Genomic DNA, 20856 nt, shown 5'->3' on the forward strand with positions numbered 1-20856 from the left:
GCACGCGGACGCCCCGGTACCCCTCCCGCTCCCTCTCCCGGATTGGCAGAGCCATGACCAGCACCGCAACCGTCCGCCGGCCACCTGCCGCGTTGACGTTCCGACAGAAGCTGAACCGCTTCGACTACCGCGCCTCGCCGTACCTGTACATCGCGCCGTTCTTCATCCTCTTCGCCCTCATCGGCATCTTCCCGATCGTCTACACCTTCAACGTGTCGCTGTACGAGTGGCATCTGTTGAAGGGCCAGGGGGACTTCGTCGGACTCGACAACTACGTCTCCGTCCTCTCGGACCCGTTCTTCTGGAACGCGTTCGGCAACACCGTCAGCATCTTCCTGCTCTCGGCGGTGCCGCAGCTCGTCATCGCGACGCTGATCGCCGCCCTCCTGGACCAGACGCTCCGCGGTCGCACGTTCTGGCGGATGAGCATCCTGCTGCCGTACATCGTGGCGCCGGTCGCCGTCGCAGTCATCTTCCTGCAGATCTTCAACCAGTACCACGGACCGGTCGCCGGCCTCCTCGAGCTTTTCGGGCTCGACCCGATCCGGTGGGCGTTCGACGTCTTCCCCTCGCACGTCGCCATCGCGAGCATGGTGAACTGGCGGTGGACCGGCTACAACGCCCTCATCCTCCTCGCAGCGATGCAGGCGATCCCACGGGACGTCTACGAGTCCGCCGCGCTGGACGGCGCGAACAAGCTCCGACGGTTCTGGTCGATCACGATCCCGATGATCCGTCCGACGCTCATCTTCGTCGTCATCACCTCGACGATCGGCGGGCTGCAGATCTTCACGGAACCGAAGCTGTTCGACCCCCGGAGCAACGGCGGATCCGACCGGCAGTTCCAGACGATCGTCCTGTACCTGTACGAGCTCGCCTTCCCGAGGCGGGACTTCGGTCGAGCATCCGCCACCGCCTGGATCCTGTTCCTCGTGATCATCCTCGCGGGCCTGATCAACTTCGCGATCACCAGGGCCATCCGGACGAACGACGCACGTCCGGTGCGGATCCCGAAGGTGCGCGACACCCTCATCACGACGCGGTCCGTCAGCACCAGCCCGGCCCGCTCGCGTTCGAAGACCACGAGCACCACCGACCAGCGAGGCGGACGAGCATGAGCACCCTGATGGAACGCACGCGGACCGAACCGGCCGCGACCACGGAGGCCCCGCGATACCGCAAGGGCAAGGACCACGAGCGGCCGGGCATCCTCACCTACGCCATCCTGATCGCGTTCTTCGCCATCTCGGCGTTCCCGTTGTGGTGGTCGTTCGTCATCTCGAGTCGGCAGTCCTCCGACACGAACCTCGTGCCGCCCGCCGTCCTCCCCGGCCCGAACTTCCTCGGCAACGCGGCGAAGGTGTTCGAGACCGCGCCGTTCCTGCAGGCGCTCGCGAACAGCGTCATCATCTCGGGCGCGATCACGGTCTCGGTGGTGTTCTTCTCGACCCTCGCCGGCTACTCCTTCGCGAAGCTGAAGTTCCGGGCCAGCAACGGGCTGCTGCTCGCGGTGATCGCCACGATGGCCATCCCCACGCAGCTCGGCATCATCCCGTTGTTCATGCTCATGGCCGAGTGGGAGTGGGTGGGAACGCTCCAGGCGGTGATCCTGCCGGGGCTCGTGACCGCGTTCGGTGTGTTCTTCATGCGCCAGTACCTCGTCGACGTCATCCCCGACGAGCTCATCGAGGCCGCGCGCGTCGACGGCGCGTCGATGTGGGGCACCTTCTGGCATGTCGCGCTGCCGGCCGCCCGCCCGGCGATGGCCGTCCTCGCGCTCTTCACCTTCATGGCCGCGTGGACCGACTTCCTCTGGCCACTCCTCGTCCTCGGTCCGCGGAACCCGAGTGTGCAGACGGCGCTCGCGGCCCTGAGTGCGAGCGGCGGACAGACCCCGGACCACTCGCTCGTGCTCGCCGGCGCGGTGCTCTCGGTGATCCCACTGTTGATCCTCTTCGTCCTCGCGGGGAAGCAGCTCGTGGCGGGCATCATGCAGGGCGCGGTCAAGGGATGACGCCTGCGCCGCATACAGTGTCTTCACACCGGCACGACTGAGGAGACACACCATCGACACCGAGACGGACTCCACCGTCCCCACGCTCATCGCGGTGGCAGCGCTCGCGGGCGTCTCCAAGTCCACCGCCTCCCGCGTCATCAACGGGTCCTCCCAGGTGACGCCGGAGGCGGTCGCGTCGGTGACCGCCGCCGTCGAGCAGCTGCACTACGTCCCGAACCGCGCGGCACGCAGCCTCGTGCGTCGGCGTGCGCAGACGATCGCGATGGTCATCCCGCAACGCACCGCCGAGTTCTTCGCCGATCCCTACTTCGCCGAGGTCATCCAGGGTGCTGCGATGTACGCGTCGTCGACCGACTACACGCTGACCCTGCTGATCGAATCCGACGTCGACCCGGACAAGACCCGTCGGTTCCTCACCGGCGGCAACGTGGACGGCGCGCTCGTCCTCTCGCATCACACGAGCATGCAGGCGTACGCGAAGCTGTCGACGTCCCTCCCGGTCGTGTTCGGGGTGCGGGCGCTCGAGGAGACGACGCCACCTGGGCACGTCGTCGACGTCGACAACGTGGAGGCGGGCGCCCTGGCGACCCGGCGTCTGGTGGAGGCCGGTCGGTCCCGCATCGCCACGATCACCGGACCGCTCGACACCGCGGCCGGTATCGACCGCCGTGCCGGGTGGCGGCGCGCCCTCCTCGAGGCGGGACTCGAGCCGGGACCGGAGGAGGAGGGTGACTTCACACCGACGAGCGGCGCGCGGGCGATGGAACGGCTCCTCGCAAACGGCCGGCAGGTCGATGCGGTGTTCGCGGCATCTGCCCAGATGGCGACGGGCGCGCTCGGCGTGCTGCGCGACCGCGGGATCGCGGTGCCGACGCGGATCGCCATGACATCGGTCGACAACAACGTGTTCGCGGTGGACGCCTATCCCGCGTTGACGACGGTCGATCTGCACACCGCGGAGAAGGGTGCGCTGCTCGTGCAGACGCTGCACCGCCTCATCGCCGGCGACGATGTCCCGGAGATGACGACGATCCCGTGCGAGCTCGTGGAGCGCGCCTCGGTCTGACCCCGCTGCGTGGTCGTCCCGGCGGGATCGACGTCGGTCGTGGCTTCGAGCCGGTCATGGCCTCACGCGTTCGGGAAGATCGGGGGGCGCTGAACGCGAGCGACTCTCGTTCCTGATGAACTCATACTTCAGTTTCTATCCAACATATGATATTTTACCTGTATGTCCTCGAACGTCCGGAACCCACACCGATCCGACGACGCCCGCGTCCTGATGGCGCTCGTGTCGTCCACCTTCCTCCTCGACGCGTTGATCGTGTTCGGCATCGGCTTCCTCCCCGGCGTCTCTCCGTTGGAGGGTGAAGCCACCGCGGTGACCGCCCTGGTGCTGACGGCAGCCCTGTTCGCCGTCCAGTTCGTCATCGTCGCCGTCCTCGCTCGCCTCGCCCGAGCCTCGGTGCTCGACCCCATCGCCTGATCCATCCGACGTGACCGCGCTCGTGGTCGCCACCAACCCGAACACCGCCAGATCGGAGCATCACCATGCATGACCACAACGACCGTCCGACGCGGAGACGCGGTCTCCGACCGAGCGCGTGGGCGCTCGCAACGACCACCGCCCTGTCCTTGCTCGTCCTCGCCGCACCGCAGTCCGCCTCGGCGGCGGCGGTCATCGACCCCATCGGTGACGCCCGGGCTGGTGAGGGCCTCGTCATGTCGTTCACCACCGGCGAGACCGGCACCCTCGTCGTGACCGCTCCGGAGCATGCGACGATCGGCATCGTGACGACCGGCGGCTGCGACACGCGCTACGCCACCCAGGTCCGCTGCGGTACGGACGCGAAGGTCTGGACGTCCGAGCTGATGGCGACGATGCGCGTCGACCCCGACGCTCCAGCCGGGACGCTGACCGGCGGTTCGATCGCGTTCGAGGTGCGCGGGACCGTGGTCGCGTCGACACCCTTCGCCGTCGAGGTGCTCCCACCGCACCTCGCCCAGGCTGCGGCGGGGCAGGCACTCACCGTGGAGGTGCCGGTCAATGGCGGTACGTCAGGGGTCATGCGGTTCACGGCACCCGATCGGACGACCATCGTGGGAATCGGTGCGCCGGACTGCGTCATCGGCCCCGACGGTTCGACCGCCGACTGTGGCACGGAGAGGAGCGTCTGGGACGGCGTGCAGACCGTCGACCTGGCGGTGGACGCCGATGCCCCCTACGGCACCCTCCGCGGAGGCACCATGGGCTTCGTCCAGAACGGTCGGATCGCGTCCACCACGCCGTTCGAGCTCGAGCTCACGCCCGGCGCCGCGACCATCACTGCGCCGGCCGACGGCGTTCTCGCGCCCGATGCGACGCTGAGCGGGACCGCGCCCGTCGGCACGGAGGTCGGGATCGAGGTCGACGGTGTTCCGATCGGGACCGCTGAGGCGACGATCGAGGAGACCTGGGTCTTCCGGCCCACCGAGTCGCTCGCCGAGGGAACACACACGGTGACGGTCCGAGCCCGTGCCGGTGGACTCGCCGGTGCTGCGACGGACCTCGTCGTCACCGTCGTCGCCCCATCGGAGCCGGTCGCGCCCGAGATCCCCGAGAACCCCCGGGTACCCGAGGGTCCTGCGCTTCCGGGCGGGCAGCAGGTGGAGCCCGCGACCTCGACTGCGACCGCCATCAGTGCAGGGTCGTCACATCGAGCGAGTGAAGACACGCTGGTGCGGACCGGCGCCGACGCGGCCCCGTTCGCGCTCGCGATCGCCCTGCTGCTGGGAGGTGCGTTCGTGGGTGTCGTCGGCCTCGCCCGCTCCCGCATGAACGGTCTCGGCTGATCTGAGCCGGTCCCGGCCCCGCGCGATTCAGAAGCGGATCTGTGTCTTCGGTCCGCCGCCGGCCGCGCGGGGGAGTCCCTCGGCGAGCACCCGTGGCACGTCGTCGAGGGTGATCACGGAGCCGATCAATCGGCGGACCGTGTCGCCCATGGTCGCGAACCGCCGCGCAGCCTCGTCGATGTCGGCTGAGCCGCCGAGGACCGCGTGGACGGTGGCGTCGAGGGCGATGAGTCTGCCGGACGGGAGGCCGACGTCGCCGCCGGGCACGCCGAGGAGTGCGATGCGGACGCCGGCGGTGGCGTTGTCGAGCAGGCGACGGGTGACCTCGGCCGAACCCGTCGCCTCGATGATCACGTCGAACCGCTCGTCGCCGAGGTCGGCCGGGTCGCGGGTCTCGAGGCCGAACCCGGCCACGAAGTTCCGGTCGGAGTCGCGCCGTGCGGCGACGGCCACGCCGGCTCCGGCGTCGGCGGCGAAGAGCGCGGCGAACATGCCGAGGGTTCCGGCGCCCCAGACGAGCACGCGGTCGCCGGGGCCCACCGCCGTGAGCCGGACGCCACGGAGTGAGCAGGAGGCGGGCTCGACCATCGCGCCGAGGTCCGCGTCGACCCCGGCCGGGAGGCGATGGACCGCGCGTTCGGGGACGACGAGGAGTTCCGCGAGGGCGCCGTCCAGTTGCCCGAGGACGCCGAGTTCGAGATGGTCGGGACAGAGGTGGTGTCGGCCCGAGGTGCAGAGCGTGCAGACGCCGCACCCGATGAAGGTGTCGCCGGTGACGAGGTCTCCCGCTGCAGTCGAGGTGACACCCTCGCCCACCGAGACCACCCGACCGGCCCACTCGTGGCCGGGTTGGAGCGGCAGGGTCGTGCGGCCGTCGGCGAGGTACGGCATGGTCCCTCGGAAGAGCGCGACATCGGTGCCGCAGAGTCCTGCGCGCTCGATGTGGATGAGGACCTCACCCGGTCCGGCCTGTGGATCCGGGCGATCGAGGACGGTGGCCTCGTCCGGTGCGGTGATGCGTACGGCTCTCATGCGGTCTCCTCGTCGTGACGGCGCTGGTCAGAGCGTAGTGGGGGTATGCCGCCGTCGATCTGCATGCGGAAGGACGAGGTGTCCTCGTGGGCACTTCGACAGGCTCAGTGACCGGGAGAGGTTCACCGGAGATGTTCCGGTCCCTGAGCTTGTCGAAGGGCAGTTCGGTTGGGGTGCCTCGGTGGCCGGGAGAGGTTCACCGGGGATGTTCCGGTCCCTGAGCCTGTCGAAGGGCAGTTCGGTTGGGGCGCCTCGGTGGCCGGGAGAGGTTCACCGGGGATGTTCCGGTCCCTGAGCTTGTCGAAGGGCAGTTCGGTTGGGGCGCCTCGGTGGCCGGGAGAGGTTCACCGGAGACATTCCGGTCCCTGAGCACGCTCCGGTCCCCGAGCGTCAGCTCACCAGGACGACTTGCCCCCGCCTGCGACGACCGCGCTGGGCCGCTGCACCTCGGCGAGACGGGAGGTCCGGAGCGGCGTCGTCTCCCACCAGGCGTCGAAGGTGCCGGCCGCCGGGTCGATCTCGACGTGCATGCGGTGGGGTGTCTCGATGAAGATCGCATCGACGCGGAGGACCCGCGCTCCGTCCTCGCCGCCGGTGCCCCAGGCGGCACTCGCCGTGATCGGTCCGTGCATCCGCCAGGCGCCGACACCGGGGATGAACTCCACCCGGTCGTCGCCCTCGTGCACGACCAGCACGATGTCGTCACCCTCGCCCGCCATCACTTCGAGTACCGTCAGCTGTGCCAGGCCGGTATCGGCGGCGGCCGCGAACGTCCGTCCGGCGAGCTCGCGCAGGGACCTAGCCGCGCCGGTCTCGTCCGAGGCGTCGAGCGGCGGCAGGGCGAGCCCTGCCAGGCGTTCGAGCAACGCCTGATCAGCGGTTGTGCTCGCGCCGCGCTCCGCGTCGGAGGCCTCGCCGGTCCCGAAGGCCGGCAGCAGGTGCTCCCACGCGGCGTTCAGCACGGCCTGCATGTCGAGACTCTGCCCGGTGATCGCCAGGACGACGTCGTGCTCCGGCAGGACGACGCAGTACTGACCGTAAGCGCCGTCGCCGCGGAACCCGTGGCGGGCCATCCAGAACTGGAACCCGTACCCCTGTGCCCAGTCCGACTCCGGGTCGTCGCCGTTCGCGATGTGGGATCGTGTCGCCTCGGCGACCCAGGCGGCCGGCAGCAACTGTCGACCATCCCACTCGCCGCCCTGCAGATAGAGCTGACCGAGTGCGGCGATCGCTTCCGTCGTCGCGTGCAGGCCGCTGTACCCGAGCTCGAAGCCCTCGTCGTCCTGCTGCCAGTCGAACTCGCCGATACCCAGTGGCTCGAGCAACCGCGGTCGCAGGTAGTCGGTGAGCGTCCCGCCCGTGACGCGCTGGACGATCGCCGCGGCCGTGTAGGTGCAGGGCTGGTTGTACGCGAAGACGGTTCCCGGGTCCTCGTCGGGCGGGAGGAGCAGGAAGCCGCGGACGAGGTTCGTCGGGTCGATCGCAGCGGCCCGCATGATCGTCTCCTCGCGGTGGCCGCTCGCCATCGCGAGCACGTGTCGCACGCGCATGGCGCGGCTGCGGGGGTCGGTGATCTCGGCGTCGAGCTCCGGGAAGTGGCTGATGATCGTGTCGTCGAGTCCGAGCAGACCCTCCTCGACGGCGAGGCCGACGGCGGTCGAGGTGAAGCTCTTGCTCAGCGAGTACAGCAGGTGCACCCGATCAGCCGAGTACGGCGCCCACCAGCCCTCGGCGACGACGTTCCCGCCGCGCAGGAGCATCAGGCTGTGCGGTTCGACGTTCGGCGTGTGCTCGAGGGCCGTGATGAACGCCTCGATCCCGGCGGCGTCGACGTGCTGGGCGGACGGAGTGCTTCGCTGCAGGCTCATCCCTCCATGCTGCCACCTGCCGGCGGTGGGATCGACCCGACGCTCAGTCCTGGTCGGCGTCGAGCTGGTCGCGGAGCCCCTGGTTGATGTCCTCGAGGTCCAGCACGCGAGCGATACCGGCGAGGTTGACCCCGTTGTCCCGGAGATCGGTGACGCGCTTGAGTCGCTCGATGTCGTCCTCGCTGTAGCGACGGGTGCCGCCTTCGGTCCGGGACGGGGTGAGGAGGCCTTTGCTCTCGAAGAGCCGCAGGGACGCCTCCGGGACGCCGGCGAGCTGGGCTGCGACGGCGATGCCGTACACGGGTGTCGCGCCGTCACGATCGGCCATGCTTGAGATTTCCTTTGAACGGGTTGCACTGGATCAGGTTTCGGATGTATAAAAAATCTACACCACGAAGTACAGATCCGAACCCCCGGATCTGAGACTTCCGGGCACTGACAATCAATGAGCCCGATCCGTCATCGGGCGACAGGGAAGGAGAACACCCATGGCAATGACCCTCGACCCCATCAGCCAGCTCGACCGCTTCGCGGCCTCCGTACTGGACTCCGTGCGCGCACCCCGGCCCATGCCGGTGGACCTCTTCCGTGACGGCGACCGGTACATGATGGTCGCCGACCTCCCCGGCATCGACCCCGGATCCATCGACGTCGACGTCGACGGTGGTCAGCTCACCATCCGTGCCCAGCGCACGGCCGACAGCCGCGAGGGTGTCCGCTGGCTCGCACGCGAGCGCGGTGGCGGCCACTTCCTGCGGCAGTTCACCCTCGGCGAGGGAGTCGACCTCGACGGCATCACCGCGTCCTACGACAGCGGTGTGCTCTCCGTGATCATCCCGGTGAGCGAGCGTGCGAAGCCGCGGAAGATCGCCGTCGACTCCACGACCGACCACCCGCAGTCGATCAACGCCTGAGCTGCGATCGACACTGACCCGGGATCCACACTCGTCCGAATCGAACGAACCGAACGCCCCGCCCACGATCCGTGGGTGGGGCGTTCGCCCGTGTGCGACCTGCGGTCGGCATACTGGGGGCATGTCCCGCGTCCAACGCATCCTCGGAGCGTCCGCCCTGCTCGTGATCGCCGCACTCGGCCTGTTGGTCGCGGCGACGCAGACCACGATGATCTGGTACCAGGCGCCGGGTGCCGACGGCATCGCGACGGAACAGGTCGCGGTGTTCGAGCCGGCGGTGGTCGGCACCGTGATCGCCGCGGTGGCGGTGCTCGCGCTGCTCGTCCACCTGATCCTCGTGATCCGACGCGCGGTGCCTCGGATGCAGTGGGTCGTCGCCATCGCGCTGACCGCCGTGACCGTGATCGCCGCGGTCCTCGTGTCCATCGCGGACCGGCCGGTGTTCTAGCGCACGTCGACCTCAGCTGAGCAGCTCGGCCAGCAGGGCCTGAGTCGTCTCCTCGCTCGCCCCGGGGGCCTGCAGGCGCACCCAGTCGTCGCCACGTCGAGCGTGCGCCGAGTGCTCGCTCCCAGCCGCATCCACGGCGCCGACCGGACTGTCCTCGCGAAGCACCCACGCGCCTCCGGGGAGCACCGTGAACCGGACGAGCTCGCGGGAGTCCGCGGACAGCAGTCGGCAGTCGAGTTCGCCGACCCGCTGGAGCGAGTCCTGCACGAGGTGGTAGCTCGGTGTCGCGGTGCTCACGTAGCTCGCGCCGGTGGCGGCTGCGCCGAGGTGTGCCGCCGCGGTATCCACCGGCAGCGCCGTGGCGCACGAGCGCGAGGTGGGCGCCGACGACGGGGGTGCGGCGGGCGCCGGAACCGGGGCTGCCGCGAGCGCTGCGCGAGCCAGTTCCTCTGTGCGCGTCCCTGCCGGGTCGTCGACCCCCGCCGCATCGACCTCGAGGAACCGCTCGCCGTCGAGGGCGTGGACGGAGCAGGCGCCGTCCGAGCACATCGTCCCGTTGATCTCGCCGACGCTGTCGCTCCAGTCGGTGTGCTCGTACCAGTGGTTGAAGGTGGCCCAGTGGTCGACGCCGTCTCCGACGATTCGGACGGTCAATGAGGTGTCGGCCGCTTCGTCGGCCCAGGCGCAGACGGTCCCGCCGTCCTGCAGGACCGGGGCGTCGTCGACGGTGAGCGGTTGCGGCGCGGCTGCGGCGCCCAGGAAGGATGCGACCTCCGTGTCGGGGACGAGCGCGTCGCAGGCGAGCCCCGGAAAGGTGGACGTCGGCGCGGGTGGGAGCGCCGCCGATGCATTCGGTGGGGATCCGGTCGGAGTCCCGGTGGGCACCCCCGACGGCGGCGCGCTACACGCCGCGAGGACGCCCAGCAGCGCGGCGATCGTGAGGACGCGTGCGCCACGTGCGATCGCGGGCACCGTTCGACTCAGCCCACTGCTCATCGTCGCCTGAACAGCCCTCGCTTGCGGCGATGGAACGGCGGGACACCACTCAGGAGATGCTTCGCGCCCGGCGCCACGTACATGACGTCGATCGGCACGCTCGCCGAGTACGTCGCGAGGGCCCGTGCGAGGGGACCGCTGATCGTCTCACGGGCGGTCGGGGTGCCGACGATGACGAGGAGGTAGCACTCGTCGAACGTGCCGCCCTCCTGCGGGGTGACCTTCCAGCCCAGGACCGCTTCGTCGACCTCGCTGTGCTCGGCGAGGACCGCGGTCAGGGTCTCGGTCATCCCCGGTGGGACGCGAGCCGGCTGTCCCACCATGACCTCGGTCTCGCGCTCGACCACGCGTGGTGTGAGCACCGCCTCGCCGTCGAGCAGCTGGGCGATCTCGCCCGGGAGGAACTCCTTGCCGTGCGTGGAATGCGGGTTCAGGACCAGCCTCGCACCTCGGGTCATCTGCCACAGGACGCGGCAGGGGAGGGCGAGGAGGTGCTGTTCGAACGACGGGACGACCTGGAGTGTCTCCTGGAAGCGCGCCTTCGAGGTGTAGAACGGCTGCACCGAGCTGCCGTCCGAGTCGAGGAGGTCCGCCAGGGTCGCCATGCCGTCGTCGGTCACGGTCCCCGCCACGATGACGGTGCTCTCGAGGAGCGCCGTCAGGAACGCGGGTGCGTTCGAGCGGTCGTTCGCGGCTGCGGCGAGGAGGGCTTCGATCTCGGGAGCGTCGGGTGCGTCGTCGGCGGCAGGCATGCCAGCAGCGTATCCCGGCCATGTGGGAGGGTGCGCGCGCTCAGCAGCAGTCGCAGGTGTCCGTGTTCTCCGAGGTGAGCGATGAGACCGGCCGCTTGCACGCGTCTCCACGCCAGGCTTCGACACCCTCGCGGACCGCGAAGCCGGCGATGACGAGGGCGGCGACACCGTCCGCCCAGGCCCAACCGAGGGTGCTGTTGAGGACCAGCCCGATGAGGACCGCGGCCGACAGGTAGGAGCAGATGAGCGTCTGCTTCGAGTCCGCGACGGCGGAGGCGGATCCGAGTTCCTTGCCGGTCCGGCGCTCGAAGAGTGAGAACGCCGGCATGATCACGACGCTGACCGCCGCGAGGACGATGCCGACGGTCGAGTGCTGGACCTCGGCGAATCCGAGTAGCGAGCGGGCGGCGTCGACGCTCACGAACGCGGCGAGGCCGAAGAACGACAGGGCGATCACCCGGAGGGCGATCCGTTCCCGGCGATGGGGATCGGGGCTCGAGAACTGCCAGGCGACCGCGGCGGCGGACAGGACCTCGACGATCGAGTCGAGACCGAAGCCGACGAGCGCCGCCGATGAGGCGACGGTCCCGGCGGACAGGGCGATGACGGCCTCGACGACGTTGTAGGCGATGGTCGCCGCGACGATCCAGCGGATGCGGCGCTGCAGCGTCGCGCGTCTGGCGGGGCTCAGCTGGGCTCGGAGACGAGGGCTCGGCAGGCCGACGGCGCTCATGCGCAGCTGCAGCTCTCACCCGAGCAGCAGGCGGGATCGACGACCAGGACGAGCCGGAGGAGGTCGTCGAGCGCCGGCGCCAGGTGGCTGTCCGCCAGGCGGTACCAGGTGTTGCGTCCTTCCTTGACGCCTTCGACGAGGCCGCAGCCGCGGAGACAGGCGAGCTGGTTCGACATGACCTGTCGGGAGACGCCGAGTGCGTCCGCGAGGTCGGAGGGGAAGGCCGGTGCCTCGCGCAGGGTCAGGAGGATCCGGGCCCGGGTCTCGTCCGACAGGGCGTGCCCCAGCCTCGCGAGCGCGGCGGTGTGCGTCAGGGTCGCGGTCGGCGTCATGGTGTCGGTCACGCGAACGACAGTACACGAAACGCTGTATCAAGCAAGCCTCGCGGTCGCCCGAACAGCCGCGTTAGGCGAGGCGAAACGCTGGCAATCGGACGTCTCGGCTTGCCGCCGCAGCGCCACGCTGGCAACGTTGACGGGTCCTCGCGGCACGGCGCCCGAACGCATCTCCGCGTCCAGGACGCATCACAGGAAGACCCCGCGACATGACGTTCTGGCCGCTGCTCCTCATCGCGCTCGGCGTCTCCGCCGACGCCTTCGCCGTCGCCCTCACCAAGGGCCTGCACATGCGGCGGTTCAACGTGCGTCACGCGCTCGTGATCGCCGGGACCTTCGGCCTGTTCCAAGCGGTCATGCCGCTCGTCGGCTGGTTCCTCGGCACGCAGTTCGCGCGGTACATCACGGAGGTCGACCACTGGGTCGCCTTCGGACTGCTCGCCCTCGTCGGCGGCAAGATGCTCTGGGAGGCGTTCTCGAGCCACGAGGACACCGAGGTCGACTCCGACCGCATCGACGTCCGGCGACTCCTCATCCTCGCGCTCGCCACGAGCATCGACGCGCTGGCCATCGGCATCACGCTCGCGTTCCTGCCCGGCTCCATCGTCGAAGCCGTCGTCCTCATCGGACTGACGACGTTCGTGCTCGCGTTCCTGGGCGTCTTCATCGGCCGTCGCGTCGGTCAGCGCTTCGGCAAGCCGGCGGAGATCGCCGGAGGGGTCATCCTGATCCTCATCGGCACCAAGATCCTGATCGACCACCTCACCGGGTAGTCGGAGGTCACCGCTTCCGGGTGAAGATGGCGCCGGTCGACACGTCCTCGCCGAGCGCCTCGAGGCTCCGCCCACGCGTCTCGGGTACCTGGGTGGCGACGAACAGGAGCGCGAGCGCGCCGACACCCGCGAACAGGAAGAAGGTCCCGGTGATGCCGAGGCCGTCGACCAGGGACGGGAAGTACAGCGCCAGGAACCCGTTGGCGACCCAGAGCATGAAGATCGAGACACCCATGCCGAGGCCGCGCATCTGGAGCGGGAAGACCTCGGCGAGGTAGACCCAGACCGCCACGTTGAGGAACGTCTGCATCGAGCCGACGAACACGACCACGAGGACCAGGATGACCCAGGGACGCATCGGGTCGCCAGGCTCGAGCACCATCGACGAGAAGCCGATGAGCAGATGGCACGCGGTCGTGAGCGAGAAGCCGATGACGAACGTCTTCCGTCGGTCGAGTCGGTCCATGTAGGTGAGGGCGATGAAGCCACCGACGACGGCGATGATGCCGGGCGCGATGTTGGCGATGAGCGCGGCGCTCTCGTCGAAGCCCGACTCCACGAGCACGGTCTGCCCGTAGTACATGATCGAGTTGATCCCGGTGAGCTGCTGGGCGATCCCGACGCCGACACCGACGAGCAGGATGCGCACGAGCCAGGGGTTGCGGAGGACGGCCCCGAGCCCGATCCGGTGTTCGTCGCGCTGCGCGGTGATGGACGCCTCCACCTCCGCGAGTTCGGCGACGGCGCGGTCGTCGGAGCGGACGGTCCGCAGCACGTCGAGGGCGTCCTGGCGGCGACCGTGGTCGACGAGCCACCGCGGTGACTCGGGCATCCGCAGCATGCCGACGAACAGCGCGACCGCCGGGAGGGCGCAGACGGCGAACATGATGCGCCACACGCTCGTGTGCTCGCTGAACACGGTGCCGATGACCGCGTTGATCACGAACGCCGACAACTGTCCGAGGACGATCGCGACCTCGTTCCGGCCGGTGATCGACCCACGGATCTCGTAGGGCGCGAGCTCCGCCAGGTAGACCGGGACGACGGCGGAGGCACCGCCGACGGCCAGTCCGAGGAGGACGCGACCGGCGACGAGGAGCTCGACGTTCGGCGAGCAGACGACCACGAGCGTCCCGACGAAGAAGAGCACCGCCAGCACGATGATGCTCCGCCGCCGGCCCCATGCGTCCGACACCCGACCGCCGAGCAGTGCACCGACGGCGGCCGCGAAGACGAGTGAACTCGTGACGATGCCCTCGGTGATGGGCGTGAGCCCGAGTTCCGCGGTCATCGGACGCAGCGCCCCGTTGATCACGCCGGTGTCGTAGCCGAAGAGTAATCCGCCGAAACAGGCGACGATCGAGATCAGGCCGAGGTGGCGGCGGTGCGGCCCGGACGTGAGGGCCGGCAGCGTGCTCGCCGCCTGTCGGGCTGTGGGGGATCCGGCCATCGCACTTCCTCGTCTGCTGGGCCCGCGCGCCGGACGGCGTCGTGGACAGGACGACAGTACCGGTTCAGTCGTCGGCGCCCGGCCGCAGCAGGCCGCTCTCGTACGCGAGGATGACGAGCTGGGCGCGATCGTGGGCGGCGACCTTCGTCATGATGCGGTTCACGTGGGTCTTCGAGGTGTGCGGTGAGATGACGAGGTCGTCGGCGATCTGCTGGTTCGACCGTCCGCGGGCCACGAGGAGCAGCACCTCGAGTTCCCGCTCGGTGAGCAGCGCCAGCTCGGTGGGGACCTGGCGCGGGCTCATCGGTTCGTCCGCGGCGACGACGTACTTCGTGATGAGACTTCGGGTCGCCGCGGGGGACAGGAGTGCGTCTCCGGCGTGCACCGCGCGCACGGCGCGGACGATCTCCTCCGGTTCCGAGCCCTTGCCGATGAAGCCGCTCGCCCCGGCCCGCAGGGTCGCGATGAGGTTCTCGTCCTCCTCGAACGTGGTGAGGATGAGGACCCGGGTGTCCGCGAGCTCGGGGTCCGCGCAGATCGCCGAGGTCGCACCGATGCCGTCGAGCACGGGCATGCGGATGTCCATGAGCACGACGTCCGGTCGCAACTCCTGCGCGAGCGACACCGCCTGTGCGCCGTCGACGGCTTCGCCCACGACCTCGAGGTCCGACTCCGACGAGAGGATGTCGGCGACGGCCTGGCGGATGAGCGACTGGTCGTCGACGACGAGCACGGTGGTCATGCGGGGGACTCCTCGGGGTGCGTCGGGGTCGGGTGTGTCGGACCGGGGTGCGTCGGCTCGCCGGTCGGGAGGCTCGCGGACAGCCGCCAGCCGCCCGGGGTCGCGCCGACGTCGACGGTCCCGCGAACGGCGGCGACGCGCTCGCGGATACCGAGGAGTCCGTGCCCGGTGGTCGGCGCCGCGTCGGCCTGCTCACCCGAGACCCCGGGTGTCGTCGGGTTGCTCACGCTGACGACGATCCTCCCGTTCTCGCCCTCCACGAGCACGTGCGCACGACGCTCAGGACCGTGCTTCAGCGCGTTCGTCAGCCCCTCCTGGAGGACGCGGTACGCGACCATGTCTGTGGCGGTCGACAGCTCCGGTGCGTCGGGGTCGATCCGTGTCGTGATGTCGAGGCCCGCGGCGGTGAACTCGGCGATCAATGCGTCGAGTCGGTCGAGTCCCGGCTGCGGCAGCGTTCCCCGGGAGCCCGCGCCAGCGCCGTCGCTGTCGCTGCGCAGGACCTCGAGCAGATCACCGATCTCGCCGAGCACCGTCCGCGACGCCCGGCGGATCGAGACGAGCGCCTCCTTCGCCTTCTCCGGCCGCGACTCCAGGGAGCTCGACGCCACCCCGGCGTTCAGACTGATCACCGAGATCTGATGGGCGACGGTGTCATGGAGGTCGCGCGCGATCCGGAGCCGCTCCTCGGTCACCCGGCGCCTTGCCTCGGCCTCACGGGTCTGTTCGGCCCGTTCCGCGCGTTCGGTGATCGCCAGGATGTATGCGCGGCGTGACCGCGTCCCGTCTCCGGCTGCGGCGGCGAACGCGATCAGCACCGCGAACTGCACCGTGCGCGGATCGAAGCTGCCGATCGACGCGAGGAGGCTGAGGAGGGCGACGGCGACCATCGTCGCGACGGCCGTGATGAGGGTCGTCCGCCGCGCGGAGCGCACGGCCACCCCGAACATCGCGATGGCGGCCGCGATCACGACGCCGGGAGCGAGGGTCCCCGTGATCGCCGCCGCACCGTAACAGGCGATGGCGGCCGCGAGCACCGGGATGGGCCAGCGTCGACGGAGCGGGAGCAGGAGCGCAGGCGCGACGACCAGGGCGACGACGAGCGGGCTGCCCGGCCGGAACTCGGCGTTGGGGAACGGGATGAACGCCGAGGCGATGATGAGGACCGCGGCGACCACATCGCCCACCCACACCGGGGGTCTCGGATGCGGATCGCGCACCCGGTGATCCTGCGTCGCGGAGGTCATGGGCCCAGTCTGCCGGGAACCGGCGCCCGGCGACTCCTCCACACGTGGCATTCCGCGGTACCACGGACGCGGTACACGGGTGTCCGCCGGTGGGGGACGCGTCGGACGGTCGTCGCCGCGAGTCTGGACTGGTGCCGGAGCACCCGGCCCCAGACGAGGAGACACCATGCAGAGCACCACAGCGCCGCCGATCATCTCGGTCCGGGACGTCCGGCGTTCCTACGGTCGCGGTCAGAACCGGTTCGACGCGCTGAAGGGGGTGAGCTTCGACATCCACGCCGGCGAGAGCGTCGCGATCGTCGGGAAGAGCGGCTCCGGCAAGTCCACGCTCATGCACGTGCTCGCGCTCCTCGACGCACCGAGTTCCGGCACCGTCGAACTCGAGGGGGTCGACACGAGCACCCTCCGCGGTCGCCGCCTCAACACGACCAGGAACAAGACCTTCGGGTTCGTGTTCCAGCAGTTCTTCCTCACCGCCAACGCGACGGTGCTCGAGAACGTCCTGCTCCCCATGAAGATCGCCGGCGTCCGCCGTGGTGACCGACGTCGCCGGGCGCTCGCCGCACTCGCGCAGCTCCAGCTCGAGGACAAGGCGCGGAACCGCGCGGTGAACCTCTCGGGCGGGCAGAAGCAGCGGACGGTGATCGCCCGCGCGCTCGTCAACAACCCACGGATCATCTTCGCCGACGAGCCGACCGGCAACCTCGACACGGCGACCGGCGCCGTCGTGGAGGACATCCTCTTCTCCCTCAACCGGGAGAGCGGCATCACCCTCATCGTCGTCACGCACGACGAGGAGTTGGCGGCACGCTGCGATCGGCGGATCCTCATCCGCGACGGACTGCTCGTCGAGGACGAGGCGGTGGCCGCATGAGAACCGTCGACCTCATCGGGACCGCCGTCGCGAACACGTTCCGGTCCAAGACCCGGACCATCCTGACCATCCTGGCGATCTTCGTCGGAGCGTTCACGCTCACCCTGACGAACGGGCTCGGCACCGGCATCAACGCCTACATCGACGACACGGTGTCGAGCGTCGGTGCGTCCGACACGATGACCGTCACCAAGACGGCCGACACCGGCGGCGGTCTTGGTGCGGGCACGAGCGGACCGAAGGAGTACGACCCGGACGCGGTCGCCTCCACCGGTGCCGGCGCGCCGGGATCGACCGTCGTCGCACTGACACCGACCGATCTCGACGAGCTCGGCGGGATCGACGGGGTCCTCGACGTGCAGGCCGTGAAGTCGATCTCGACCGACTACATCGAGGCGGGCGGCGGCACGAAGTACGTCGTCGGTGTCGGTGGACTCATCTCCGGGCAGAGCGTCACGCTGCTGGACGGTGCACAGCCCGACGACGACACCGACACACTCCAGCTCGTGCTCCCCACCTCCTATGTGGAGCCGCTCGGCTTCGGAAGCGACGCCGACGCGGTCGGGCAGACGGTCACGGTCGCGATCACGGATGCGCAGCGCACGCAGCACACCGTGGACGCGACCGTCGTCGGAGTCGCCGAGGAGAGCCTCGCCTCGCCCACCGGTGCCTCGATCGTGCCGAACGCCGCGCTCACCGACCTCCTCTACGAGACCCAGAACATCGGCGTCCCGTCCGACCAGGTCGAGCGGTACGCGCAGGCGTCCATCCGGTTCAGCGCGGACGCCACCGACGAGCAGGTCACGGCGCTGAAGGACCGCCTGGCCGATGCGGGCTACACCGGCACGACCGTCGCAGACCAACTCGGCACCATCAAGACGGTGATCGACGGGATCGTCCTCGTCCTCAACGCCTTCGCGATCATCGCCCTCCTCGCGGCCAGCTTCGGGATCGTGAACACCCTCCTCATGTCCGTGCAGGAGCGCACCCGCGAGATCGGTCTGATGAAGGCCATGGGGATGGGTAGCGGCAAGGTCTTCGGGTTGTTCAGCCTCGAGGCCGCGTTCATCGGCTTCCTCGGCAGTGCGATCGGCGTCGGTGTCGCGGTGCTCGCCGGTACCGGCATCAGTGCCGCGCTGTCCGGATCGCTCCTCGCCGACCTGCCGGGCCTCGACCTCATCGCGTTCGACCCGGTGTCACTCGGGATCATCGTCCTGGTCGTCATGGTGATCGCGTTCCTCGCCGGAACGCTGCCCGCCGCCCGTGCCGCCAAGGCCGATCCGGTGGAGTCGCTCCGCTACGAGTGATGCGCATCGGTCGGGAATGCGGGTGGGGGGTGTGGGGCGCGGCGGAAGCGGCGCCCCACAGCCGCGCCGGCGCCAGGTTGAGGAGCAGCGCCGGCGCAGACGCTCAGGTCGCGTCTGCGGCGTCCACGTTACCGACAAGCGGCCGTCCCCTCGTCGGAGGTTGAGGCTCCGTGCCCGCTTCTTCTACGCTTCGCGCCTCGGGCTGGTGACGTGCTCGGGCCTGATCCCGATCCCGATGAACCTCGCCGCAAGCGGTCGGACGACGGGGCTGGCGAGCCGCATCAGCCGGATCACCCACCGCGGCGCGATGTGGGCGCCCGTGGTCGTGCGGGAGATCACCCGATGCCCTGCCCGCTGGACGCGCTGCATGATCCTGACCGGCTGCTCGCGTCGACGTTGGACGGCAGCGAGGACGTGGGATGGTGCGTCCCCCTCGGCGAGGTGGCCGGCGATCGCGTTGGACAGGGCGACCGCATCCTGGATCGCATAGTTGACCCCGACACCGAACATCGGTGACATCGCGTGCGCGGCGTCGCCGATGGCGATGAAGCCCGGGCGGTACCAGCGGTCGAGGCGGTTGAGCTGGACCGAGAGGAGCTTGACCTGGTCCCAGTCGGTCAGGGTGTCGACCACCGGACGCAGGACGGGTGCGGCATCCACGATCCTCTGGCGAAGCGCCGGTATACCCTCGGCTCTGAGCCGCTCCGCGCCGCCCTTCCGGATGACCATGCCGGACTGGTACCGGTCACCCCGGTCGATCGTGAGCACCATGCCGCGCGGCGAGAGGTAGGCGAGGGTCGGGGGTGGCGGGTCGGCCGGCTTCGGCAGGCTGAACCACAGGACGTCGATCGGGACGCCGCTCTCGTCGGGGATGAGTCCGGCCGCGTCGCGGAGGGCAGAGGTGCGTCCATCCGCCGCGACCGTGAGGGTGGCTCGGATCTCGATGTCGGTGGAGGTGCTGGTCGCTGGGTCGGTTTCGGTCGCTGGGGCGTCGGCGGTCGTCGTGGTCGCGCGCAGGCCGCGGACCCGGCCCTGCTCCACGATCAGGCCGGTCGCCTCGGTGCGGAGGCGGAGCTCGAAGTTCGGCAGTGCGGCGGCCTCCTCAGCGAGGAAGTTCAGGAAGTCCCATTGCGGCGCGAGGACGAGGAACCGGTCGGGTGCTGGCAGGGTGCGGAAGTCGACCATGGTCATCCGCAGGCCGTCGATCACGGCGTCCATCGTCTGCAACCGGTTGAGCGGCAGCCGCAGGAACCGCTCGCGCAGGCCGAGCTCGCCGAGCAACGTGATGGTCGACGGGTGGATCGTGTCGCCGCGGAAGTCGCGGAAGAAGTCGGCGTGTTTCTCGAGCACGGTCACGCTGAGGCCGGCCCGGGCGAGGAGGTAGCCGAGCACCATGCCGGCCGGGCCGCCACCCGCGATGACGCAGTCGCGGTCGCTGGTGTGGTCGACGGTGTGGTCGCCGTGATCGCTGTCGGTGCGGGTCGTCGGTTTCATCGCGCTGCTCCCGTCGGTCTCTTCCGGACACTACTCCGGAACCCATATCGTCGACATCATGCGTCTGTTGCAGCGGGCAGGACTGCCGCTTCTCGTCTCCGGAACGATCGTGCTCGCGCTGACGGCGTGCACTGGTGGGAGTGGGCCCGCTGGCGGCTCCGCCGGCAGTGCATCGCCCGCTGCGTCGGTGCCGGCGGAGTCGTCGAGCGGGGGCTCGGGAGACGGATCGTCCCTGCAGGTCGACTGCGCGGCGGTGGAGGCGGCCGTCGCGCCGTACATCGAGGGACTCGTGGCACGAGAGGACAACGGGGCGGACGAGTACGGGACCGTCTGCGGCTGGGAGGCGCCGGAGGGGACGATCGATGCGGCGGACATCCGGTCGGTGGAGGTCGTCGTCTCGCCCGAATCGAGCGAGGCGCTGTCGGCCGATGAGCTCGCCGCCGCCGCGCTCACGCCGATCCCGGATACGACCATCGAGGCTGCCGGAGGGACCGCTTACAGCGCGACGGTCGAGACCGGAGTCGCCGCGGTGATCGTCACGACGGTGGTGCTGCCGGAGACGGAGATATCCGTCACCGGTGGGCAGTGGGCGGGTCATCCGTCGCTCGACGGGCCTGCCGCGATCGCGGTCGTGAAGGCGCTCATGGGCCGGTGAGTGGACTGGGAGCCGCGGAGTCCCTCCGGTCCCCGAGCAACCCTCGCCCGTCCCTGAGCAACCCTCGCCGGTCCCTGAGCAACCCTCGCCGGTCCCTGAGCAACCCTCGCCGGTCCCTGAGCCTGTCGAAGGGCACTCGCAGGCACTTCGACAAGCTCAGTGACCGGGAGAGGTGCACCCGCATTCACTCCGGTCTCCGGGTGACCCTCTCCGGTCCCTGAGCTTGTCGAAGGGCACCCGAGGAAGCGTCCAAGACCACCGACATCCATCCGGTCCCTGAGCCTGTCGAAGGGCACTCGTAGGCACTTCGACAAGCTCAGTGACCGGGAGAGGTGCACCCGCACTCACTCCGGTCCCCGAGCAACCCCATCCGGTCCCTGAGCCTGTCGA

General features: G+C 69.7%; 22 protein-coding genes. 11 read left to right on the plus strand and 11 right to left on the minus strand.

What is annotated here, in order from left to right:
* Positions 1–53 precede the first annotated feature (53 nt).
* The 5 genes from IFU11_RS18590 (at position 54) to IFU11_RS18610 (ending at position 4846) form a co-directional block, all read left to right on the plus strand.
* Complete coding sequence (locus tag IFU11_RS18590) at positions 54–1118, plus strand: carbohydrate ABC transporter permease (protein WP_192019902.1); 1065 nt, start codon at positions 54–56, stop codon at positions 1116–1118.
* Positions 1115–2014: a carbohydrate ABC transporter permease gene (locus tag IFU11_RS18595; RefSeq protein ID WP_229939317.1), complete on the plus strand. Its 900-nt coding sequence runs from the start codon at positions 1115–1117 to the stop codon at positions 2012–2014. Before IFU11_RS18590 ends, IFU11_RS18595 begins: the two co-directional genes overlap by 4 nt.
* Positions 2015–2108: 94 nt before the next feature.
* The gene (locus IFU11_RS18600) at positions 2109–3083 is read left to right on the plus strand and encodes a LacI family DNA-binding transcriptional regulator (protein WP_371742834.1); all 975 of its coding nucleotides are present in this window, start codon (positions 2109–2111) and stop codon (positions 3081–3083) included.
* Between the two features lie 162 nt (positions 3084–3245).
* Entirely contained in the window at positions 3246–3500 is a 255-nt protein-coding gene (locus tag IFU11_RS18605; protein ID WP_192019903.1) for a hypothetical protein, read from the plus strand.
* 65 nt (positions 3501–3565) lie between these two features.
* Entirely contained in the window at positions 3566–4846 is a 1281-nt protein-coding gene (locus IFU11_RS18610; protein WP_192019904.1) for a hypothetical protein, read from the plus strand.
* A gap of 27 nt (positions 4847–4873) precedes the next feature.
* Here IFU11_RS18610 and IFU11_RS18615 read toward each other — a convergent pair whose 3' ends face one another.
* The 3 genes from IFU11_RS18615 to IFU11_RS18625 all read right to left on the minus strand — a co-directional run bounded on the left by IFU11_RS18615 (position 4874) and on the right by IFU11_RS18625 (position 8074).
* Complete coding sequence (locus tag IFU11_RS18615; RefSeq protein ID WP_192019905.1) at positions 4874–5878, minus strand: zinc-dependent alcohol dehydrogenase; 1005 nt, start codon at positions 5876–5878, stop codon at positions 4874–4876.
* Positions 5879–6273: 395 nt separating this feature from the next.
* On the minus strand, positions 6274–7746 hold the full coding sequence (locus tag IFU11_RS18620; RefSeq protein WP_192019906.1) for a serine hydrolase domain-containing protein: 1473 nt from the start codon (positions 7744–7746) through the stop codon (positions 6274–6276).
* A 43-nt stretch (positions 7747–7789) separates the two neighbouring features.
* Entirely contained in the window at positions 7790–8074 is a 285-nt protein-coding gene (locus IFU11_RS18625) for a MerR family transcriptional regulator (RefSeq protein WP_192019907.1), read from the minus strand.
* Positions 8075–8234: 160 nt separating this feature from the next.
* Here IFU11_RS18625 and IFU11_RS18630 point away from each other — a divergent pair, with 160 nt between their 5' ends.
* Positions 8235–8660, plus strand: a complete 426-nt coding sequence (locus IFU11_RS18630; RefSeq protein WP_192019908.1) for an Hsp20/alpha crystallin family protein — start codon at positions 8235–8237, stop codon at positions 8658–8660.
* A gap of 121 nt (positions 8661–8781) precedes the next feature.
* Positions 8782–9108 carry a hypothetical protein gene (locus IFU11_RS18635; protein ID WP_192019909.1) on the plus strand — a complete coding sequence of 109 codons (327 nt, stop codon included), beginning with the start codon at positions 8782–8784 and terminating at the stop codon, positions 9106–9108.
* A 12-nt stretch (positions 9109–9120) separates the two neighbouring features.
* Here the strand turns inward: IFU11_RS18635 and IFU11_RS18640 are convergent, their stop codons facing one another.
* From IFU11_RS18640 to IFU11_RS18655, 4 genes are read right to left on the minus strand one after another with little or no spacing between them, the layout of a single operon-like run.
* Positions 9121–10080, minus strand: a complete 960-nt coding sequence (locus tag IFU11_RS18640; protein WP_192019910.1) for a hypothetical protein — start codon at positions 10078–10080, stop codon at positions 9121–9123.
* 20 nt (positions 10081–10100) lie between these two features.
* Positions 10101–10856 carry an enhanced serine sensitivity protein SseB C-terminal domain-containing protein gene (locus IFU11_RS18645; protein WP_192019911.1) on the minus strand — a complete coding sequence of 252 codons (756 nt, stop codon included), beginning with the start codon at positions 10854–10856 and terminating at the stop codon, positions 10101–10103.
* A gap of 40 nt (positions 10857–10896) precedes the next feature.
* Positions 10897–11589: a cation diffusion facilitator family transporter gene (locus IFU11_RS18650; protein WP_192019912.1), complete on the minus strand. Its 693-nt coding sequence runs from the start codon at positions 11587–11589 to the stop codon at positions 10897–10899.
* Entirely contained in the window at positions 11586–11921 is a 336-nt protein-coding gene (locus IFU11_RS18655) for an ArsR/SmtB family transcription factor (RefSeq protein WP_192019924.1), read from the minus strand. The genes IFU11_RS18650 and IFU11_RS18655 overlap by 4 nt, the downstream gene beginning before the upstream one ends.
* A gap of 212 nt (positions 11922–12133) precedes the next feature.
* Here IFU11_RS18655 and IFU11_RS18660 point away from each other — a divergent pair, with 212 nt between their 5' ends.
* A complete protein-coding gene (locus IFU11_RS18660; protein WP_192019913.1) occupies positions 12134–12697 on the plus strand; it encodes a manganese efflux pump MntP in 564 nt (187 codons plus the stop codon).
* Positions 12698–12704: 7 nt separating this feature from the next.
* On the opposite strand, the gene IFU11_RS18665 is transcribed toward IFU11_RS18660, so the two are convergent.
* The 3 genes from IFU11_RS18665 to IFU11_RS18675 form a co-directional block, all read right to left on the minus strand.
* Complete coding sequence (locus tag IFU11_RS18665) at positions 12705–14147, minus strand: sugar porter family MFS transporter (RefSeq protein ID WP_192019914.1); 1443 nt, start codon at positions 14145–14147, stop codon at positions 12705–12707.
* A 64-nt stretch (positions 14148–14211) separates the two neighbouring features.
* On the minus strand, positions 14212–14889 hold the full coding sequence (locus IFU11_RS18670; protein WP_192019915.1) for a response regulator: 678 nt from the start codon (positions 14887–14889) through the stop codon (positions 14212–14214).
* On the minus strand, positions 14886–16136 hold the full coding sequence (locus IFU11_RS18675) for a sensor histidine kinase (protein WP_192019916.1): 1251 nt from the start codon (positions 16134–16136) through the stop codon (positions 14886–14888). Before IFU11_RS18675 ends, IFU11_RS18670 begins: the two co-directional genes overlap by 4 nt.
* Positions 16137–16302: 166 nt before the next feature.
* Between IFU11_RS18675 and IFU11_RS18680 the strand changes: the two genes are divergently transcribed.
* A complete protein-coding gene (locus tag IFU11_RS18680) occupies positions 16303–17010 on the plus strand; it encodes an ABC transporter ATP-binding protein (RefSeq protein WP_085511157.1) in 708 nt (235 codons plus the stop codon).
* Positions 17007–18317 (plus strand): ABC transporter permease, encoded by a 1311-nt coding sequence (locus IFU11_RS18685; protein WP_191940170.1) that lies wholly within the window; start codon positions 17007–17009, stop codon positions 18315–18317. The genes IFU11_RS18680 and IFU11_RS18685 overlap by 4 nt, the downstream gene beginning before the upstream one ends.
* A gap of 183 nt (positions 18318–18500) precedes the next feature.
* Here the strand turns inward: IFU11_RS18685 and IFU11_RS18690 are convergent, their stop codons facing one another.
* Positions 18501–19811, minus strand: coding sequence for an FAD-dependent oxidoreductase (locus IFU11_RS18690; RefSeq protein WP_191940171.1), 1311 nt, complete (start codon positions 19809–19811; stop codon positions 18501–18503).
* A 58-nt stretch (positions 19812–19869) separates the two neighbouring features.
* On the opposite strand from IFU11_RS18690, the gene IFU11_RS18695 reads away from it, so the two are divergent.
* Positions 19870–20466 carry a hypothetical protein gene (locus IFU11_RS18695; protein WP_192019917.1) on the plus strand — a complete coding sequence of 199 codons (597 nt, stop codon included), beginning with the start codon at positions 19870–19872 and terminating at the stop codon, positions 20464–20466.
* Positions 20467–20856: the final 390 nt, after the last annotated feature.

This window comes from Plantibacter sp. CFBP 8804 (genome assembly GCF_014841225.1).
Classification (GTDB): Bacteria; Actinomycetota; Actinomycetes; order Actinomycetales; family Microbacteriaceae; genus Plantibacter; species Plantibacter auratus.

Bases quoted from the DNA above. Each gene is read 5' to 3' on its own strand.
- IFU11_RS18665 (WP_192019914.1), bottom strand. From the start codon at position 14,147: ATGGCCGGATCCCCCACAGCCCGACAGGCGGCGAGCACGCTGCCGGCC.
- IFU11_RS18605 (WP_192019903.1), top strand. From the start codon at position 3,246: ATGTCCTCGAACGTCCGGAACCCACACCGATCCGACGACGCCCGCGTC.
- IFU11_RS18620 (WP_192019906.1), bottom strand. From the start codon at position 7,746: ATGAGCCTGCAGCGAAGCACTCCGTCCGCCCAGCACGTCGACGCCGCC.
- IFU11_RS18645 (WP_192019911.1), bottom strand. From the start codon at position 10,856: ATGCCTGCCGCCGACGACGCACCCGACGCTCCCGAGATCGAAGCCCTC.
- IFU11_RS18675 (WP_192019916.1), bottom strand. From the start codon at position 16,136: ATGACCTCCGCGACGCAGGATCACCGGGTGCGCGATCCGCATCCGAGA.
- IFU11_RS18695 (WP_192019917.1), top strand. From the start codon at position 19,870: ATGCGTCTGTTGCAGCGGGCAGGACTGCCGCTTCTCGTCTCCGGAACG.
- IFU11_RS18670 (WP_192019915.1), bottom strand. From the start codon at position 14,889: ATGACCACCGTGCTCGTCGTCGACGACCAGTCGCTCATCCGCCAGGCC.
- IFU11_RS18625 (WP_192019907.1), bottom strand. From the start codon at position 8,074: ATGGCCGATCGTGACGGCGCGACACCCGTGTACGGCATCGCCGTCGCA.
- IFU11_RS18595 (WP_229939317.1), top strand. From the start codon at position 1,115: ATGAGCACCCTGATGGAACGCACGCGGACCGAACCGGCCGCGACCACG.
- IFU11_RS18660 (WP_192019913.1), top strand. From the start codon at position 12,134: ATGACGTTCTGGCCGCTGCTCCTCATCGCGCTCGGCGTCTCCGCCGAC.
- IFU11_RS18680 (WP_085511157.1), top strand. From the start codon at position 16,303: ATGCAGAGCACCACAGCGCCGCCGATCATCTCGGTCCGGGACGTCCGG.
- IFU11_RS18655 (WP_192019924.1), bottom strand. From the start codon at position 11,921: ATGACGCCGACCGCGACCCTGACGCACACCGCCGCGCTCGCGAGGCTG.
- IFU11_RS18610 (WP_192019904.1), top strand. From the start codon at position 3,566: ATGCATGACCACAACGACCGTCCGACGCGGAGACGCGGTCTCCGACCG.
- IFU11_RS18690 (WP_191940171.1), bottom strand. From the start codon at position 19,811: ATGAAACCGACGACCCGCACCGACAGCGATCACGGCGACCACACCGTC.
- IFU11_RS18630 (WP_192019908.1), top strand. From the start codon at position 8,235: ATGGCAATGACCCTCGACCCCATCAGCCAGCTCGACCGCTTCGCGGCC.
- IFU11_RS18590 (WP_192019902.1), top strand. From the start codon at position 54: ATGACCAGCACCGCAACCGTCCGCCGGCCACCTGCCGCGTTGACGTTC.
- IFU11_RS18615 (WP_192019905.1), bottom strand. From the start codon at position 5,878: ATGAGAGCCGTACGCATCACCGCACCGGACGAGGCCACCGTCCTCGAT.
- IFU11_RS18650 (WP_192019912.1), bottom strand. From the start codon at position 11,589: ATGAGCGCCGTCGGCCTGCCGAGCCCTCGTCTCCGAGCCCAGCTGAGC.
- IFU11_RS18635 (WP_192019909.1), top strand. From the start codon at position 8,782: ATGTCCCGCGTCCAACGCATCCTCGGAGCGTCCGCCCTGCTCGTGATC.
- IFU11_RS18685 (WP_191940170.1), top strand. From the start codon at position 17,007: ATGAGAACCGTCGACCTCATCGGGACCGCCGTCGCGAACACGTTCCGG.